Source organism: Pseudomonas sp. BNK-30, assembly GCF_047456185.1.
In the GTDB taxonomy this organism is placed as follows: domain Bacteria; phylum Pseudomonadota; class Gammaproteobacteria; order Pseudomonadales; family Pseudomonadaceae; genus Aquipseudomonas; species Aquipseudomonas putida_E.
The window spans coordinates 690,641-707,856 of the sequence record NZ_CP179904.1; the positions used below are offsets into that span (position 1 = coordinate 690,641).

Genomic DNA, 17,216 nt, shown 5'->3' on the forward strand with positions numbered 1-17,216 from the left:
GAGGCATCACCATGTGCGAACTGCTGGGCATGAGCGCCAACGTCCCCACCGACATCGTCTTCAGCTTCACCGGCCTGATGCAGCGCGGCGGCCGTACCGGCCCGCACCGTGACGGCTGGGGCATCGGTTTCTACGAGGGCCGCGGCCTGCGGCTGTTCCAGGACCCGGCAGCGAGCAGCGAGTCGGAAGTCGCCAACCTGGTGCAGCGTTATCCGATCAAGAGCGAAGTGGTCATTGGCCACATCCGCCAGGCCAATGTCGGCCAGGTGTGCCTGTCCAATACGCACCCGTTCGTGCGCGAAATGTGGGGCCGTAACTGGTGCTTCGCCCACAACGGCCAGCTGGGGGCGTTCAAGGGCGAGGCGACCTTTTACCGGCCGGTGGGCGACACCGACAGCGAAGCAGCCTTTTGCGACTTGCTCAACCGCATCCGCGCGGCTTTCCCTGAGCCGGTCGCAGTGGAACAGCTGCTGCCGGTGCTGGTCGAAGCCTGTGCCGAGTATCGCGGCAAGGGCGTGTTCAACTGCCTGCTCAGCAATGGTGACTGGCTGTTCTGCTTCTGTTCGACCAAGCTGGTACACATTACCCGTCGCGCCCCCTTTGGCGCGGCGCGTTTGAAGGATGTCGACCTGATCGTCGACTTTCACACCCAAACCACCCCCAATGACGTGGTCACGGTGATTGCCACCGAGGCCTTGACCGAGAACGAGACCTGGCGGCGCTACGAACCCGGCCAATGGGGCCTGTGGCGGCACGGAGAGTGCGTTTCGCAAGGCCAGAGCTAAGGACGCTGCATGTTCAGAAGTTACCTGCGGTTGCTGCTGTTCACCTTCGGCCTGCTGGCCGGTATCCAGGTGCCTGGGCTGGTCAAGGATTACAGCCAGCGGGTCGAGGCGCACCTGTTCGAATCGCGCCAGGCACTCGATGGCTTCAAACAGACCGCCGAACGCTTCTTCAAGGGCGATTTGCAGGCGCTGGTGCGGCATTACCGCAGCAGTGACGATGTGGTGTTCAACAGCGATGCCAACAGCATAGAAAGCCTGCTGATCCGCAATCAGGTGCTCGAGAACGAGTGGCAGGCGCTGCAAGGCTCGTGGGTCAGCCGCACCTGGCATGTGCTGGTGCAGCCCGACCCGCAAATGCGTGAAGAGACGCTCAAGGCGTACAGCTATCAGATTCTGCTGGTGCCGGAGGCGATTGGCTGGGGCGTCGGTGCGGGGTTTGTGCTGGCGTTTGTCGTCGAAAGCCTGTTGCTGGGAATTGCCTGGGTCATTCTCGGTGGGCGGCGCAAGGCGGTGAAAGAGAGCTGGCGTTGATCCCTGCTGGGTCAGGCCCGGCTCTACCGCCGGCAAGCCGGCTGCCACAAATAAATCACTGTCCGTGAGAGCTGTGAGAGCCGGTACAGATACTAGCGTTTGTCAAATAAACACAATCCGCTGCCCTCCCACATCCCGCGCATAGCGCTCCAGCACCTGCCGGCACACCCCGACCACCTCATCCACCAGCGCCACCCCGGTCTGCCAGGCCACCACCAGTTCCAGGCTCGGCGGCGGCTGCAAGCCTTCGAGCAGCACCAGTTCGCCCCGGCTCAGTTCGGCGTCCACCAGCGCGGGCGGCAGCGCACCAATGCCGAAGCCGTCGCGCAACAGCCGTGTGATCGCCGCCACCGAGTTCACGCAGTTGAGCCGTGGGGTTTCGGCCCCTGCGGCCTGCAACAGGCTGAGCACTTCCTGGTGCGGCCGTGAGTTCTTCGAGAACGTGACGATCCGCTCACGCCCAAGCTCGGCCAGCGAGGCGTAGTCGCGGTGTTGGGCTGAGCCGGCCGCCACCACCCAGCCCATCGGGTAGCGCGCCAGGTCCAGGCTGCGGATCGACTGTTCGCGCAGCAGGTCGGTTTGCAGGATCACGTCGAGAAAGCCTTTTTGCAGCTGTTCGCGCAAGTTCAGTGCAGTATCGGCCACCAGCTCGATTTCCACCTGGGGGTAGCGTTCGCTCAACTCGGCCACCAGCGCGCTCATCCAGGTGTGGATCACGGTGTCCATCACGCCAAGCCGGATGCGCCCGACCTTGGCCCGGTCGCTGTCCAGCGACTGTTTCATGGCCTTGGCGGTGTCGAGCATGCGCTCGGCATACTCCAGCACCTTGCTGCCCTCCGGGGTCAGGCTGACGCCGCGTGAATCGCGCAGCAGCAGCTTGACGCCCAGGTCGGCTTCCAGTGCCGCAATGCGGCTGGAGACCGACGCCTGGGTGGTGAAAAGTTTCTCGGCGGTGAGGCGGAAGCTCTTGAGCCGGGCGACCCAGACGAAAGTTTCGAGGAAGCGTAGGTTCATGATCAGTTTTTCTTGTTCCAGACCGGCGGTTTTTCTCGTTGGACTCGGGCGCTGCGGGCTCTGAACATGACGCACAGGCCGCGACGCCAGACGTCGCCCATAAAACAATACCAACAAGCCGAGGCAAGCATGAACCCAAGCGGCGTGCAGCAACAGGTGCAATCCCCACCTTCGACCGGGCCGTTCGCCTGGTACCGCGACATCGACTCCCAGCAACGGCGCACGTTCTGGAGCTGCAAGATCGGCTATGGCCTGGATGGCATGGACACCCAAATGCTCAGCTTCGTCATCCCTACGCTGATCATGCTGTGGGGCATCACCACGACCGAAGCCGGGCTGATCCACACCAGCACCCTGATTGCCTCGGCCATCGGCGGCTGGGTCGCCGGCATCCTCTCCGACCGCATCGGCCGCGTGCGCACCTTGCAACTGACGGTGCTGTGGTTCGCCTTTTTCACCTTCCTCTGCGGCTTCGCCCAGAACTACGAACAGTTGCTGATCGCCCGGACTCTTATGGGCTTTGGCTTTGGCGGCGAATGGACCGCCGGCGCGGTGCTGATCGGTGAGGTGATCCGCGCCCAGGACCGTGGCAAGGCGGTGGGCATGGTGCAGTCCGGCTGGGCCATCGGCTGGGGCCTGACGGCGATCCTTTATGCGCTGCTGTTCTCCTGGCTACCGGCGGAGCAGGCGTGGCGCGCGCTGTTCCTGCTGGGGCTGGTACCGGCCATTTTCGTGATTTTCGTCCGGCGCCTGGTCAAAGACCCTGAGGTGTATCGCCAGGCCAAGGCAGTGGAGAGCGCCGAGGCGCCCTCGCAGTTCTACGAGATCTTCGCCCCCGGCATGCTCTGGACCACAATACGTGCGTCGCTGCTGACCACCGGTGCGCTGGGGGGCTACTACGCCATCACCTCGTGGCTGCCGACCTTCCTCAAGAACGAGCGCGGCTTGAGCGTGCTGGGTACCGGTGGCTACCTGGCGATGGTGATCGTCGGCTCCTACATCGGCTATGTGGTCAGCGCTTACCTGTCTGACATTCTGGGGCGCAAGAAGAACTTCATCCTGTTCGCCGTGGGCTCGTTCATCATCGTGCTGCTGTACACCCAGATGCCGGTCAGCGATGGCGTGATGCTGTGGCTGGGTTTCCCGCTGGGCTTTTTTGCCTCGGGCATCTTCAGCGGCATGGGGGCCTTCCTCACCGAGCTGTTCCCCACCCGCATTCGTGGCTCGGGGCAGGGCTTCTGCTACAACATCGGCAAGGTCATCGCCGCGATGTTCCCCTTGCTGATCGGCCTGCTTGGCCAGAAGGTGCCGCTCGGGCTGGGCATTGGCGGGTTCGCCGCGGTGTCGTACGGTGTGGTGATTCTGGCGGCCTTGAGCCTGCCGGAAACCCGCGGCAAACACCTCCAGGCGCGTTAAGGTAGGCACATGAACATCGACACGGGAGCACGCCAGGTGAAACGCCTGCTACTCAATTGCGACATGGGTGAAAGCTTCGGCAGCTGGCGCATGGGCCTGGACGCCGAGGTAATGCCCTACATCGACTGCGCCAACATCGCCTGCGGCTACCATGCCGGCGACCCCGGCACCATGCGCCGTACCGTGGCCCTGGCCCTGCAGCATGGCGTGACCATCGGCGCCCACCCGGCGTACCCGGACCTGGTCGGCTTCGGCCGACGCTCCATGGCCTGCAGTGCCGAGGAAATTCGCGATCTGCTGCACTACCAGATCGGCGCTCTTGACGGTATCTGCAAGGTCCAGGGTGGCCGGGTGGCCTACATCAAGCCCCACGGCGCGCTGTACAACGACATGATGGCCGACCCGCTCAAGCTGCGAGCCGTGCTCGAAGCCGTGGCGGCGTATGACGCTGGCTTGCCCTTGATGCTCATGGCCACTGCCGACGACAGCGGCGCACAAGCCTTGGGTGACGAGGTTGGCGTGCCGCTGTGGTTCGAAGCGTTCGCCGACCGCGCCTATACCGCCAGCGGCCATTTGCTGTCGCGGCGCCTGCCGGGTGCGGTTCATCACGATTCGGCCGTGGTGGTCGAGCAGGCCTTGCGCCTGGCCCGTGGTGAAACGCTGGTGGCCGACGATGGCAGCGCCTTGCGCCTGCACGCCAGTACCCTGTGCGTGCACGGTGACAATGACAGCTCGGTGGCGGCGGTGCGGCAGATCCGCCAGGCCCTCGATGCGCTGGGGCCGGCATGAAGCTGCGAATCGAAGTGGTTGCGATCGACAGCCTGATGGTGCGCCTGTTCGACCGGATCGACGAGGCCAACATGCCGTGGCTGCTCGCCGCGAGCCAGCGTTTGAGTGCCGCCTTCGGTGAGCACCTGGTGGACCTGGTGCCGTCCTACACCACGCTGATGGTGCAGTTCGATATGCCGCCAAGGCAGGCGAGTGCGTTGATCGACCAGGCGCTGGAGGGGCTGCAGCCAGACGCGGGCACCAGCGGTCGCCGGCACGAGATTGCTGTGTGGTACGACGCCAGTGTCGGCCCTGAGCTGCCGCTGCTGGCCGCACGCAGCGGCTTGAGCGAGCAAGAGGTGATCCGCCTGCACAGCGAGCGCGAGTACCCGGTGTTCGCCCTTGGCTTCGCTCCGGGGTTCGGTTTCATGGGGCTGGTGGACGAACGCCTGGCATCCCCGCGGCTGAGCACTCCGCGCAAGCGCGTGGCGGCCGGCAGTGTCGGCATTGCCGAGCGCCAGACAGCCGCCTATCCCGCCGTGTCACCTGGCGGCTGGAACCTCATAGGGCGTACCCCGGTTCGCCTGTTCGACCGCGAGCGTGAAGGCTACAGCCTGCTGCAGCCGGGCGATCGGGTGCGCTTCGTGGCGGTGTCCCATGCCGAGTTCCTGGCATTGGGTGGTGACGACAGCCCGTTGGAGGCACAGGCATGACGCAATTGAAGATCGAAGCCAGCACCGCCTTGTGCCAGTTGCAGGATGCCGGGCGCTTTGGTGTGCGGCACCTGGGGGTGACCCAGGGCGGTGCGCTGGATTGGGTGGCGATGAATTGGGCCAACTGGCTGCTGGGCAACCCGTTGGGCGCGCCGGTGGTCGAGGTGGCGCTGGGCGGCTTCACGGTAGTGGCCGAGCAGGATTGCATACTCGCCTTGGCCGGTGCCGACCTGGATGCTCGTGTCGATGACCAGCCGCTGGCCCCCTGGCGCAGCTTTGCCTTGGCCAAGGGCCAACGGCTGACCTTGAAGCAACCGAAGCAGGGCGTGCGTGCTTATCTTGCGGCGCCGGGCGGGTTTGAAGGTGAAGCCGTGCTGGGTAGCTGCGCCACTGTTGTGCGTGAAGAGCTGGGTGGCACCGATGGGCGAGGGGCCGCGCTAGGCAAAGGGCAATTGTTGGCGTTTGCCGGCACGCAGCCGGCCCTGCGCGAAGTGCCAGAGGTGCTGCGCCCCCATTATCGGCAAAAGCCCGTGCTCGATCTGGTCATGGGCGCGCAGATCGGTGATTTCAGCGGTATGAGCCTGTTCGAGGCGTTCAACCGTGACTGGACGCTGGACAGCCGTGGCGACCGCATGGGCATTCGTTTGCTCGGGCCGCAGCTTGTTTATCAGGGCGCGCCGATGATTTCGGAGGGTATTGCGTTAGGGGCGGTGCAGGTGCCCCCGGACGGGCAGCCGATCGTGCTGCTCAATGACCGGCAGACCATCGGTGGCTATCCGCGGCTGGGGGCGTTGACGCCGTTGGCGTTGGCGCAGTTGGCCCAGTGCATGCCGGGGGCGGCGGTGCGGTTCAGGGCGGTGGTGCAGGAAGAGGCCTGGCGGGACCAGCAGGCTTGCCTGAACGGTTGGCGGTGACGCTACCGGCGCTACCGCCGGTAAGCCGGCTCCCGCGGGTACCCCACAAGGCTCAAATGCTGAGGTGTATCTGTGGGGCCCGCCGGCGATAGGGCCGGTACAGGCGAAACTACTTGGACAGATACCGCATGCCATCCTCCAACCCTTGCAAGGTCAGCGGATACATCTTGTCCTCGATCAGGTCACGCACCAGGTGTGTCGATGCCGTGTAATCCCAGGCCTGTTTCGGATACGGGTTGATCCAGATGATCTTCTTGAATTTCTCCATGAAGCGCTGCATCCACACATACCCGGCCTCTTCGTTCCAGTGCTCCACACTGCCACCGGGCTGGGTGATCTCGTAGGGCGCCATGGCCGCGTCGCCGACGAACACCACCTTGTAGTCATCGCCGTATTTGTGCAGCAGATCGAAGGTGGAGAAGCGCTCCGAAGTACGCCGCAGGTTGTTCTTCCACACCGATTCATAAACGAAGTTGTGGAAGTAGTAGTACTCCAGGTGCTTGAACTCGGTCTTGCAGGCCGAGAACAGCTCTTCGCAGACTTTGACGTGGGCATCCATCGAGCCGCCGATGTCGAACAGCAACAGCAGCTTGACCGTGTTGCGCCGTTCGGGGCGCATCTGGATGTTCAGCAGCCCGGCGTCACGTGCGGTATGGTCGATGGTGCCGTCGATGTCCAGCTCCTCGGCGGCACCTTCGCGGGCGAACTTGCGCAGCCGGCGCAGGGCCAGCTTGATGTTGCGCGTGCCCAGCTCGACCTGGTCGTCGAGGTTCTTGTACTCGCGCTGGTCCCAGACCTTCACCGCCTTGCCCTGACGTTTGCCGGCGTCGCCCACGCGGATGCCTTCAGGGTTGAAACCGCCAGAGCCGAACGGGCTGGTGCCGCCGGTGCCGATCCACTTGTTGCCACCGGCGTGGCGTTCCTTCTGCTCTTCCAGGCGTTTCTTGAACTCCTCGATCAGTTTGTCCAGGCCGCCCAGTGACTGGATCTGTGCACGTTCCTCATCCGTCAGCGAGCGCTCGAACTCCTTGCGCAGCCAGTCTTCAGGGATCAGTGCTTCGAGGTGCCGGTCGAGGTTTTCCAGGCCTTTGAAGTAGGCCGAGAAAGCCCGGTCGAACTTGTCGAAATGGCGCTCGTCCTTCACCAGGATGGCCCGTGCCAGGTAGTAGAACTCGTCCATGTCGGCGAACACCACGCGCTGTTGCAAGGCGTTGAGCAGGTCGAGCAGTTCGCGAACCGATACCGGCACCTTGGCCGCACGCATCTCGTTGAACAGGTTGAGCAGCATGGCCAGCTCCTGTCAGCGGTTGCCGCGCCGGCTCATGAAGGCCAGGCGTTCGAGCAGTTGAACGTCCTGCTCATTCTTCACCAGGGCGCCGGCCAGCGGCGGAATGGCCTTGGTCGGGTCGCGTTCGCGCAATACCGCTTCGCCGATGTTGTCGGCCATCAACAGCTTGAGCCAGTCGACCAGCTCGCTGGTGGAGGGCTTTTTCTTCAGGCCCGGCACCTTGCGCACGTCGAAGAACACGTCAAGCGCTTCGCTGACCAGCGATTGCTTGATGTTGGGGTAGTGCACATCGACGATCTGCTGCAGGGTGTCGCGGTCCGGGAAGGCGATGTAGTGGAAGAAGCAACGGCGCAGGAACGCGTCGGGCAGTTCTTTTTCATTGTTCGAGGTAATGATGATGATCGGGCGTTGCTTGGCCTTGATGGTCTCGTCGATTTCGTAGACGTAGAACTCCATCTTGTCGAGTTCCTGCAACAGGTCGTTGGGGAACTCGATATCGGCCTTGTCGATTTCGTCGATCAGCAGGATCACCCGCTCCTCGGCCTCGAAGGCTTCCCAGAGCTTGCCCTTTTTCAGGTAGTTGCGCACATCGTGGACTTTTTCAGTGCCCAGCTGGGAGTCGCGCAGGCGGCTGACCGCATCGTACTCGTAGAGGCCCTGGTGGGCCTTGGTGGTGGATTTGATGTGCCAGGTGATCAGGCGGGCGCCGAAGGAGGCGGCCAGCTGTTCGGCAAGCATGGTCTTGCCGGTGCCTGGCTCGCCCTTGACCAGCAGTGGGCGTTCGAGGGTGATGGCCGCGTTGACCGCCAGTTTCAGGTCGTCTGTGGCGACGTAGTCGCGGGTGCCTTCGAACTTCATTGGGAGTGTCCTCTGCGGGGGCCAGTACAGGTACGGCATGTCTTCATTTGTTGTCAGCGACTATACCCCGGCCCCAGGCGGCTGCAAACGCAGACCGGATATTCAGTCCCTGAATGGCTCGTCACGCCTGTTCAGTCGGAATCGGGCGCAGGTTGCTCATAGCGTGCATTGAACGCCTGGACAAACCCGTTGCGCAGAATCTGCAAAAACGCCTCGAAGGCGCTGATGTTCTGTTGGTGCACGCTGCCGCTGAGTTCCACACGGGTGGCGAACTGGTTTTTCGGCTGGTTCTTCAGCACCGTTTCGCTGGCCCCTACCAGCGCTTCCCACACCGAGCGGAAAAAACCCTTGTTCTTGTCCTCGATGTCCTGCTGCCAGTTGAACACGTCCACGTCGCGCAGCAACGGCTTGATGTAGCCATTGAGCCGGCCGTTTTCCGCCTGGGCCTCGATCACCACATCGCCGTGCCCGGCATTGAAATCGAACTTGCCATAGGCACTGGCGAAGTCGTTCAGCCTGCGCAGCTCCATGCCGGTTGCGCGCAGCCGGAACTCGAAATCATCGAAGTCGCTGAACGGGTCGAAGGTCGCGCGGCTCTGCACCCTGGCATCGCCCAACAGCAGGGCTTTAGCCTCGAAGCTGGCGTCGCGCCGGCCTTTGTCGTCCCGTACGTTGGTCAGGTTGCGGATATTGGCGTCGAGCCGGGTGGCCTTGAGGTCGACCGGCGGCTTGGAGTTGAAGTTGTGGAAGGTCAGCGTGCCGTCATCGATGCGCACATCGTTGAGGGTGATCGGCAGCAGTTTTTCCAGCTGCTGGCGCCAGTCTGTACCCTGACCGGTCTGCGAGGCCTGTTTGTTGCCGCCGTCGACGAAGTTGAGCACCGGTCGTAAAAAGGTGACTTCGGCCACCACAGCATGGTCATACCACAGCGCTTGCCAGCTCACCGAGAGGTCGATCAGTGGCGCATCGAGCAGCGGCACCGGGACTTTGCCGCTGGTCTTGACGATCTTCAGCCCATCGATCTGGTAGGCCCCGCGCCACCAGGCCAGTTCCACGTCCGTGACCTGGCCACGGTACTCACCCATGTCCGCCAGCTTGTCGTTGAGGTAGTCGCGCACCAGGTAAGGCAGCGCCAGGTGCAGGGCCACCAACAGCACGACCAGGCTGGCCAGGCCGGCCAGTGGCCAGCGATAACGGGCTTTCATCGCAGTGATCTCCAAGGCGGGTTGTGCGGTTGACCGCAGGCCGCCCGGGCGAGTTCGAACGGGCTTTACGGGCCAACGGGGCAGGCTTACCCTTTAAGCCTTCCCCGCCACTTCATGCCAAGGACCCTGCCATGAGCCGTATCTACGCAGACAACGCCCATTCCATCGGCAATACGCCGCTGGTGCAGATCAACCGCATCGCCCCGCGCGGTGTGACCATCCTGGCCAAGATCGAAGGGCGCAACCCTGGGTACTCGGTCAAGTGCCGTATCGGCGCGAGCATGGTCTGGGACGCCGAGGGCAGCGGCAAGCTCAAGCCCGGCATGACCATCGTCGAGCCCACCTCGGGCAACACCGGCATTGGCCTGGCCTTCGTCGCCGCCGCCCGTGGCTACAAACTGATCCTGACCATGCCGGCCTCGATGAGCCTGGAGCGTCGCAAGGTACTGAAGGCCCTGGGCGCCGAGCTGGTGTTGACCGAGCCGGCCAAGGGCATGAAAGGCGCGATCGAGAAGGCCAACGAGATCGTTGCCTCGGACCCGGCGCAGTACTTCCTGCCAGGCCAGTTCGACAATCCGGCCAACCCGGCCATTCATGAAAAGACCACCGGCCCGGAGATCTGGAACGACACCGACGGTGCAGTCGACGTGCTGGTGGCCGGTGTCGGCACCGGTGGCACCATTACCGGCGTGTCGCGCTATATCAAGCACACCCAGGGCAAGTCGATCCTCTCGGTGGCGGTCGAGCCTGTGGCCTCGCCGCTGATCAGCCAGACCCTGGCCGGTGAGGAGCTCAAGCCCAGCCCGCACAAGATCCAGGGTATCGGCGCCGGCTTTGTGCCGAAGAACCTTGACCTGTCGATCGTCGACCAGGTCGAGACCGTGACCGATGAAGAGGCCAAGGCGATGGCCATCCGCCTGATGCAGGAGGAGGGCATCCTTTGCGGCATTTCCTGCGGCGCGGCGATGGCTGCTGCGGTGCGGCTGGCGGAAAAGCCGGAGATGCAGGGCAAGACCATCGTCGTAATCCTGCCCGACTCCGGCGAGCGCTACCTGTCGAGCATGCTGTTCGCCGACATGTTCAGCGAGCAGGAGAACCAGCAGTAAGCGCCAAGCTGCCCCTGCGCTCGGGTTTATTGCAAAATCTTCATGAGTGAGTTCCCGCCCGGGTTGTTTTTACCTGGGCGTGATGGGTTTATGATGGCAGGATGATTTTTGATGGGGGCAGGCAGCGCTGGCCTGCTCCCTTTCCAAGGAGTGTTGCATGACCTTTTCCTTCGTCGCCAAGGCAGGTGTCCTGCTGGTTTTTTTTGGCAGCGTGCTGTTCGTCCACCTGCGCGGCAAGGCGCGATTGCCAGTCCTGCGCCAGTTCGTCAACCATTCTGCGCTGTTCGCACCCTATAACAGCCTGATGTACTTTTTCTCCGGGGTGCCGTCCAAGCCGTACCTGGACCGCCAGCGTTTCCCTGAGCTGGACGTGCTCAAGGACAACTGGCAGCAGATCCGTGAGGAGGCCATGCGCCTGTTCGACGAGGGTTACATCCGCGCCGCCGAGAAAGACAACGACGCAGGCTTCGGGTCGTTCTTCAAGAAGGGCTGGAAGCGTTTCTACCTGAAGTGGTACGACAAACCGCTGCCGTCGGCCGAGGCGTTGTGCCCGAAGACCGTAGAGCTGGTCAGCGCCATCCCCAACGTCAAAGGCGCGATGTTCGCCCTGCTGCCCGGCGGCAGCCACCTCAACCCGCACCGCGACCCCTTCGCCGGCTCGCTGCGCTATCACTTGGGGTTGTCTACGCCGAACTCCGACGACTGCCGCATTTACGTCGACGGCCAGGCCTACGCCTGGCGTGATGGCGAGGACGTGATGTTCGACGAAACCTATGTGCACTGGGTCAAGAACGAAACCGACGTCACCCGAGTGATCCTGTTCTGTGACATCGAGCGCCCGCTCAGCAACCCGCTGATGGCCCGCATCAACCGCAAGGTCAGCGCCTTCCTGGGCCGCGCCACTGCACCGCAGAACACCGATGACGAGCGCGTGGGCGGGATCAACCAGGCTTATGCGTGGAGCAAGCGCTTCAGCAACAGGATCAGCACCCGCGTGAAGCAGTTCAAGCGTGCCAACCCCAAGGCCTACCGCATCCTGCGGCCGGTACTGGCGGTGGTTGTGGCGTACCTGCTGTATCGCTGGTTGTTCTGAAGTTTCGGTGCCTGCAGGGCCCTGCAGGCATCAAAGAAGCCAGCTATTGTCCTGGCCCTGATTCACCGCTATATTCCAGGGTATTCACCTCCCCGAAGACCTGCTCATGCCTGCCATCCTGTCCACCGCAAGCTTTGCCATCGCGCCAGTCGCGGGCGGGGCCGTGCGTGGCAGTCAGCAGCCGGCCATGATCAGTCATTACCCACCACCTGTCAGTGGCGTTGTAGGCGGCGTAGCTCCGCCTCGCTGCGTGGTTGTGCCGGGCTGACCGGCCTTTGGCCGCATCCCGTCACACGCGCAACCTACTGAACACGGTCGGCGGCTTCCCTAACTGAAGTTCACGCCCACCGTTCGGCTTATCTGCCCGAATACAGGTGCATGCATGTCTGTCTTTTCCAAAGCATCCGTGGCCTCGGCGGCCACTACCAGCCTGTTCGTCCTGCTGTGGAGCAGTGGCGCCATCGTCTCCAAACTTGGCCTGGCCCATGCCAGCCCGTTTGCTTTCCTGCTGCTGCGCTCAGCGCTGGCACTCGCCGGGTTGCTGCTGATCGGCCCGTTGCTGGGCCTGCGCTGGCCGCGCACACGTGGGGCGATGTTGCGAGCCCTTGGCACCGGCTGCGTGTTGCTCGGTGCCTACCAGATCTTCTACCTGCTGGCGCTCAATACCCACGTGACCCCCGGCGTGATGGCCACGGTGATGGGAGTACAACCGATCCTCACTGTGGTGCTGATGGAGCGCCAGCGCTCCTGGCGCCGGCTGTTCGGTCTGGGCCTGGGGCTCGGCGGGCTGGTGATGGTGGTCTATCAGGGTATCAACCTCGGCGGAGTGTCGCTGGCCGGGATGCTGTTTGCCTTGCTGGCGCTGGGCAGCATGACCTTTGGCTCGATCCTGCAAAAACGCATCACCGACAACCCCATGGGCACGCTGGGCCTGCAGTATCTGGCGGGGTTTGCCATGTGCGCTGTGTTCGCGCCGCTGCAGCCACTGCACGTCGCGTGGAGCGGCAGTTTCATTGGTGCGCTGCTGTGGATGGGGCTGGTGGTTTCGCTGCTGGCGACCATGCTGCTGTACCGCCTGATCGCCAAAGGTAATCTGGTCAACGTCACCAGCCTGTTCTACCTGGTGCCGGCGGTGACTGCGGTGATGGACTTCCTGATCTTCGGTAATCGCCTGGCACCGCTCAGCCTGCTGGGAATGGGGCTGATTGTGGTCGGTTTGCTGTTCGTGTTCAGCAAGCCTGCCAGTCGCATGGCCCAAGCATAGGCCGTCAGCGAAACTCTTCGGGGATGGCGTGGCGCAGCACGCCTTCCTCGAAGTCCAGGGTGCCGGCTTCGCGCTGCGTCAGCAGGTAGTAGAGCAGGGTGTCGAGTGAGCGCGAAGGCGGGACTTCGACGGCCAGCATCCTGACCGCTTTTTCGACTTCGCTGGGGCAGCCGAAATCTTCGAGTGCCGCACGAACCTGCTCCAGATCACCGCCTGCCTTCACAAGAACGCGAAATACCGAAGCGCCGCCACTGTGCAGCAAGTCTTCGAACCAGGATTGCTCGCCCTCTTCGCTGATGCTGATGGTGTCGCCAGGTGCGATGCCGTAGGCATAGAAGGGGATGCTGTCGACCTGGTAGCCAGCCGCGGTACGTTTTGCCCAGAGGCCTTCGACCGATGCGGGTGGGCAGCCTTGGGCATCCTGCTCCAGGCGCCAGAGCACGATCTTGTAGGCTGGGGTTTGCTCGGGGGGCATGGGGCGTTACGTGTCGTGAGGGCTGCTTATCGTAATGCCCTTTGGCGTTGTTGTCTGTACTGGCCCTATCGCCGGCAAGCCGGCTCCCATCGGTAGTGCGCTGCGCAGCTCCTGTAGGAGCCGGCTTGCCGGCGATAGGGCCGGTGCAGGCCACCCAGGCTGCTAGAAGTAATACCCAATGTTTATATTGGTCCGGTAATACCAGTCATTGCTGCCCACCGAGCTGGTGCTGGTCCAGCCTGTGCCATTTTCCGCCCCACCAAACGGGTTGGCATTGCGCGCCCAGGTCAGGTCGACCCAGGCCATGATCGGCATGGCCAGGAACTGCGCGCCAACGGTGAACATCTGCGAATCGTCCCAGCCATGTTCATCTTTCATCATCCGGCTGTAGTCGGTATAGAGCTTGATCTTTTTCAGTTGCCCAAGCTTCGGGGTCAGCACGTCATAGCCGACGTTGACCGCTGCGATGGTGGCCTTGGAGGCGATCAGGTATGCAGGGGTCAGGCCGTTGCCGCCCATCAGCACTGCGTCGTTGCTGACGCCCGCCGGGTTCTTCGGATCGTACTCATAGCGGATCGCCTGGCCCGTCACCGTCCAGGGGCCTCTGTTGAGCAGCGCGTGGACTCCGCCTGCCCAGTAATCGCCGTCGTCATGGGTGGTGGCGTTGTACAGCTCGGCAGCCGCCAGCGAGGCACCCAGCTCGGTCTTCCAGCCATCGCCGCTGAAGGTACGGGCGACACGGGCGTTGACCTGGTTGTGTTTCTCGTTGTCTTGGCGCGATTGGGTAAACGGCACGGCGTTGTCGTCGAGGTCGGCATAACGCCCGACTTCCGGTGAGTAGCGCAGGCTTGAAGGCAGCATGCGCGGGAAGTAACCCAATTGCAGGTCCCACTGCGCATCCTTGTAGCTGTATTTGAGGCCTTTGCCTGCGCTGACGCCGTAGCCCATGAAGAACGGTATGTGATAGCTCCAGCCAAACTGTGGATACGGCTCCAGGCCGAACGGTTTGAACGGCGCCCCGGCTTGCAGGTTGGCTTGGGGGCTGAAGCGGTAGCCAATGTAGCCACGGTCGATCGAGCGCTTGCCGTCGTCCTGGAACCAATAGCCGACATCGCTGAACAGCTGGCGATGGCTGGCCTGCACGTCGAGGCGGAAGGTATCGAAGAGGAAGCGGCCGTTGTTTTCGGTGGTGTCCCAGTGTTCGTCGCGGTAATTGACGCGCAGGGCGCCGCCGATATCCAGGCTGCTCTGGCCGTCGTCGCTGCGCCAGGCAATATGCGGGAAGGGCTTTTTCGCGGTGGGTGGCTGGTCGGGGGCGGCGGGGCCGGGTTCGGAAGCGAAACTTGCGCAACTGCCGAGAATCAGACCGAGGCTTATCACATATCTTTTCATGCCATGCCCTGCAAGGTTGGGAGGTTTCCGCAGGCAAAGGGGGAGCGTCGCCCGTACTGCGGGTTTTTTGTTTTATGGGTGAGATGTTGTTTGACAAAGGAAATGGAGCAGGTTTTGTGCCAGGTTCTTTTGTTAAATAAAAACTGATTTAAAACAATTATTTATATTTGAAACGGCTTGGTTTGTACCGTATCTGGAACAGGTTGAAAGTTTGGTTACTGTTATGCCCAGGCATTGTGCGTCGATGCACTACTTTGTCTTGGGTTGTATCAGTACATGCCTTATCGCTGGCAAGTGGGCGATAAGGCAGGAATGAACAGTACAAAACCAGGTCAAAAAAAACCGGCCCATGAGGGCCGGTCAAATTTACGCGTGAGCGAATATTCAATTCACAGATCAAGCACCAACCGCCGGCTTTTGCACCCGGACACGCAGACCATCATCGATTTGTTCGCCGCCCGCTCAGCCTTGGTCAGTACCCCGTCGCGGTGGTCCACATCCCCCTCCAGCACTCGGGTCTCGCAAGAGCCACACACACCCTCACGGCAGCTGTACTCGATATCGCAGCCGGCTTCGAGCAGCACATCCAGCAGGTTCAACCCGGGTTCGAGGCTGACCGTCCTGCCTGACCGGCTCAGCTCGACGCTGTAGCTGGCCTGGGCATCGTCCGATGCCGCCACTTCGGCTGCGGTAAACCGCTCGATATGCGCATGGGGGTAACCCAGGCGTTCGCAGGTCTGCTCGAAGGCATCGAGCATCGGCGTCGGCCCGCAGCAGTAGAAGTGCGTGTCCGCAGGCCGCCCGGCCAGGTAGCCGGCCAGGTCCGGCAGGCCGCCTTTCTCGTCGTTGAAGTGGTAGACCACCTTTGCCCCAAGCCCGCTGATCTCCTCCAGCAGTGCGGCTTCGGCACGCGAGCGTGCACAGTAGATCAGCTCGGCCGAGCGCCCCAGCGTCAGCAACTGGCGGAACATGCAGTAGATCGGCGTAATGCCGATGCCGCCCGCCACCAGTACGCTGTGGCTGGCGCGGGTGTCGAGGGCAAAGTTGTTGCGTGGCTGGGAGATCTGCAGTTGCGTGCCCACGCGCAGTTGCTCGTGCACATAGCGCGACCCCCCGCGGCTGGCTCGGTCACGCAGGATGCCGACCACATAACGGCCCTGGTCGCTTGGCGCGTTCAGCAGCGAATAGCTGCGCACCAGGCCATTAGGCAGGTGCAGGTCGATGTGCGAACCGGCGTCGAAGGGCGCGAACACAGTGTCACCCCAGGGGCGCAGCTCGACGCTGATGATGCCTTCGGCTTCATGGCGCAGGGTGTGCACCCGTGCACTGATGGTGGAGGAGTTGGACATCGGTCACCTCAGGCCAGTTGCTTGGTTTCGATCAGGGCCAGCTGTTCCTTGGCCTTGCCCTTGAGGTAGCGGCGCAGGCGCACCACGCCCAGGTCGTGCTGGTAGAGGTTTTCACGTTGGTTGGCGTCGAACTCCATGAATTCCAGCAGCACCCGGTCCTGCTCCAGTACCGCCCAGTGGCGCGCCTCCAGGCGGTTCTTGTAGAGGAAGCGCCAGGTGTCGCGTTGCCAGCCGGTCAGCGGCCGGGCGCGCCAGTGGAACACGGCCGACAACGCTCGGCTGCTGGGCGTGTAGCTGCCGATGATGGTGAAGTTGCCGCCCGGGCCACCGGTCTTGGGGTAGGGAATCTCCAGGCGCAGCCAGTGGCAGCCGTTGTCGAGGAATTCGGTCCAGTCGAAGTTGACCCCGCGCTGGCCTTCTTTCTCGAAGAAGAAGCCTTGTTCGGTATCGCGGGTGACGAACCTGGCGGTGGCTTCGCCCTCGCTCATGGAATGCGACATCTTGTGCAGGTAGGTGCCGTGCATCGGGTCCATGACGTTGTCGAGCACGTAGCGGTAGTCGCCTTTCCATTCGGTGTAGCAAAGGAAGCTGCTCCACTGGGGCGAGGTCAGCTGCTCGGGCAGTACCAGCTCCGGTGGTGTGTCCAGGTGCGGGTCGGTGGCGTTGAACAGAAAGATCGCCCCCGCAGCCTCGCGGGTATGGAACATCCGCGTCGGGCGGCTGCCTTCGAGCTTGCAGCCAGGGCTGCCGGGCACTTTGGTGACAGTGCCGTCGCAGCGTACTTCAACGCCGTGGTACGGGCACTGCAGGCGGTCACCCAGCACCGGCCCTTGGGACAGCGGCGCGCCGCGGTGCGGGCAGTGGTCCTCAAGCGCGTGCACGCTGCCATCGTTGTCGCGCCACAGGGCGATCTTGTAGCCCAGGCGACGGATGGAAACCGGTTTGTCGCTCAACAGTTCCGACGGCAGAACCGGGAACCAGAGGTCTCTCAGGCCATTGGCCAGGTGTTGTTCAACAGGGTCGACGGTTACATGCATGTTCATCT

General features: G+C 62.8%; 17 protein-coding genes. 9 read left to right on the forward strand and 8 right to left on the reverse strand.

Annotated features, from left to right (window positions below):
* Window positions 1-11 precede the first annotated feature (11 nt).
* Both ACMGGN_RS03265 and ACMGGN_RS03270 read left to right on the forward strand, forming a co-directional pair.
* On the forward strand, window positions 12-785 hold the full coding sequence (locus ACMGGN_RS03265; protein WP_012315711.1) for a class II glutamine amidotransferase: 774 nt from the start codon (window positions 12-14) through the stop codon (window positions 783-785).
* A 9-nt stretch (window positions 786-794) separates the two neighbouring features.
* Window positions 795-1,316: a DUF2937 family protein gene (locus ACMGGN_RS03270; protein ID WP_196996880.1), complete on the forward strand. Its 522-nt coding sequence runs from the start codon at window positions 795-797 to the stop codon at window positions 1,314-1,316.
* Between the two features lie 102 nt (window positions 1,317-1,418).
* Here ACMGGN_RS03270 and ACMGGN_RS03275 read toward each other — a convergent pair whose 3' ends face one another.
* Window positions 1,419-2,330, reverse strand: coding sequence for a LysR family transcriptional regulator (locus tag ACMGGN_RS03275; protein ID WP_414156457.1), 912 nt, complete (start codon window positions 2,328-2,330; stop codon window positions 1,419-1,421).
* A gap of 129 nt (window positions 2,331-2,459) precedes the next feature.
* On the opposite strand from ACMGGN_RS03275, the gene ACMGGN_RS03280 reads away from it, so the two are divergent.
* From ACMGGN_RS03280 to ACMGGN_RS03295, 4 genes are read left to right on the forward strand one after another with little or no spacing between them, the layout of a single operon-like run.
* Window positions 2,460-3,746 (forward strand): MFS transporter, encoded by a 1,287-nt coding sequence (locus tag ACMGGN_RS03280; protein ID WP_039603254.1) that lies wholly within the window; start codon window positions 2,460-2,462, stop codon window positions 3,744-3,746.
* Window positions 3,747-3,755: 9 nt separating this feature from the next.
* Window positions 3,756-4,535: a 5-oxoprolinase subunit PxpA gene (locus ACMGGN_RS03285; protein ID WP_115274094.1), complete on the forward strand. Its 780-nt coding sequence runs from the start codon at window positions 3,756-3,758 to the stop codon at window positions 4,533-4,535.
* Window positions 4,532-5,227, forward strand: a complete 696-nt coding sequence (gene pxpB / locus ACMGGN_RS03290) for a 5-oxoprolinase subunit PxpB (protein WP_414156458.1) — start codon at window positions 4,532-4,534, stop codon at window positions 5,225-5,227. Before ACMGGN_RS03285 ends, pxpB begins: the two co-directional genes overlap by 4 nt.
* Window positions 5,224-6,141, forward strand: coding sequence for a biotin-dependent carboxyltransferase family protein (locus ACMGGN_RS03295; RefSeq protein WP_414156459.1), 918 nt, complete (start codon window positions 5,224-5,226; stop codon window positions 6,139-6,141). The genes pxpB and ACMGGN_RS03295 overlap by 4 nt, the downstream gene beginning before the upstream one ends.
* Window positions 6,142-6,250: 109 nt before the next feature.
* Here ACMGGN_RS03295 and ACMGGN_RS03300 read toward each other — a convergent pair whose 3' ends face one another.
* From ACMGGN_RS03300 to ACMGGN_RS03310, 3 genes are all read right to left on the reverse strand, one after another.
* Complete coding sequence (locus ACMGGN_RS03300; RefSeq protein WP_012315698.1) at window positions 6,251-7,429, reverse strand: vWA domain-containing protein; 1,179 nt, start codon at window positions 7,427-7,429, stop codon at window positions 6,251-6,253.
* Window positions 7,430-7,441: 12 nt separating this feature from the next.
* Window positions 7,442-8,287: an AAA family ATPase gene (locus tag ACMGGN_RS03305; protein ID WP_012315697.1), complete on the reverse strand. Its 846-nt coding sequence runs from the start codon at window positions 8,285-8,287 to the stop codon at window positions 7,442-7,444.
* A 131-nt stretch (window positions 8,288-8,418) separates the two neighbouring features.
* Window positions 8,419-9,492 (reverse strand): DUF748 domain-containing protein, encoded by a 1,074-nt coding sequence (locus ACMGGN_RS03310; RefSeq protein ID WP_414156460.1) that lies wholly within the window; start codon window positions 9,490-9,492, stop codon window positions 8,419-8,421.
* Window positions 9,493-9,623: 131 nt separating this feature from the next.
* Between ACMGGN_RS03310 and cysK the strand changes: the two genes are divergently transcribed.
* The 3 genes from cysK to ACMGGN_RS03325 all read left to right on the forward strand — a co-directional run bounded on the left by cysK (window position 9,624) and on the right by ACMGGN_RS03325 (window position 12,955).
* Window positions 9,624-10,598 carry a cysteine synthase A gene (cysK, locus tag ACMGGN_RS03315; RefSeq protein ID WP_115274099.1) on the forward strand — a complete coding sequence of 325 codons (975 nt, stop codon included), beginning with the start codon at window positions 9,624-9,626 and terminating at the stop codon, window positions 10,596-10,598.
* Window positions 10,599-10,755: 157 nt separating this feature from the next.
* A complete protein-coding gene (locus tag ACMGGN_RS03320) occupies window positions 10,756-11,691 on the forward strand; it encodes an aspartyl/asparaginyl beta-hydroxylase domain-containing protein (RefSeq protein ID WP_039601193.1) in 936 nt (311 codons plus the stop codon).
* A gap of 382 nt (window positions 11,692-12,073) precedes the next feature.
* A complete protein-coding gene (locus tag ACMGGN_RS03325) occupies window positions 12,074-12,955 on the forward strand; it encodes a DMT family transporter (protein WP_115274100.1) in 882 nt (293 codons plus the stop codon).
* Window positions 12,956-12,959: 4 nt separating this feature from the next.
* Here ACMGGN_RS03325 and ACMGGN_RS03330 read toward each other — a convergent pair whose 3' ends face one another.
* The 4 genes from ACMGGN_RS03330 to ACMGGN_RS03345 all read right to left on the reverse strand — a co-directional run bounded on the left by ACMGGN_RS03330 (window position 12,960) and on the right by ACMGGN_RS03345 (window position 17,214).
* A complete protein-coding gene (locus ACMGGN_RS03330) occupies window positions 12,960-13,430 on the reverse strand; it encodes a DUF4265 domain-containing protein (protein ID WP_414156461.1) in 471 nt (156 codons plus the stop codon).
* 162 nt (window positions 13,431-13,592) lie between these two features.
* A complete protein-coding gene (locus tag ACMGGN_RS03335) occupies window positions 13,593-14,822 on the reverse strand; it encodes a hypothetical protein (RefSeq protein WP_115274102.1) in 1,230 nt (409 codons plus the stop codon).
* Between the two features lie 389 nt (window positions 14,823-15,211).
* The gene (locus ACMGGN_RS03340; RefSeq protein ID WP_414156462.1) at window positions 15,212-16,171 is read right to left on the reverse strand and encodes a PDR/VanB family oxidoreductase; all 960 of its coding nucleotides are present in this window, start codon (window positions 16,169-16,171) and stop codon (window positions 15,212-15,214) included.
* Window positions 16,172-16,179: 8 nt separating this feature from the next.
* Window positions 16,180-17,214, reverse strand: a complete 1,035-nt coding sequence (locus ACMGGN_RS03345) for an aromatic ring-hydroxylating oxygenase subunit alpha (protein ID WP_237860754.1) — start codon at window positions 17,212-17,214, stop codon at window positions 16,180-16,182.
* Window positions 17,215-17,216 lie beyond the last annotated feature (2 nt).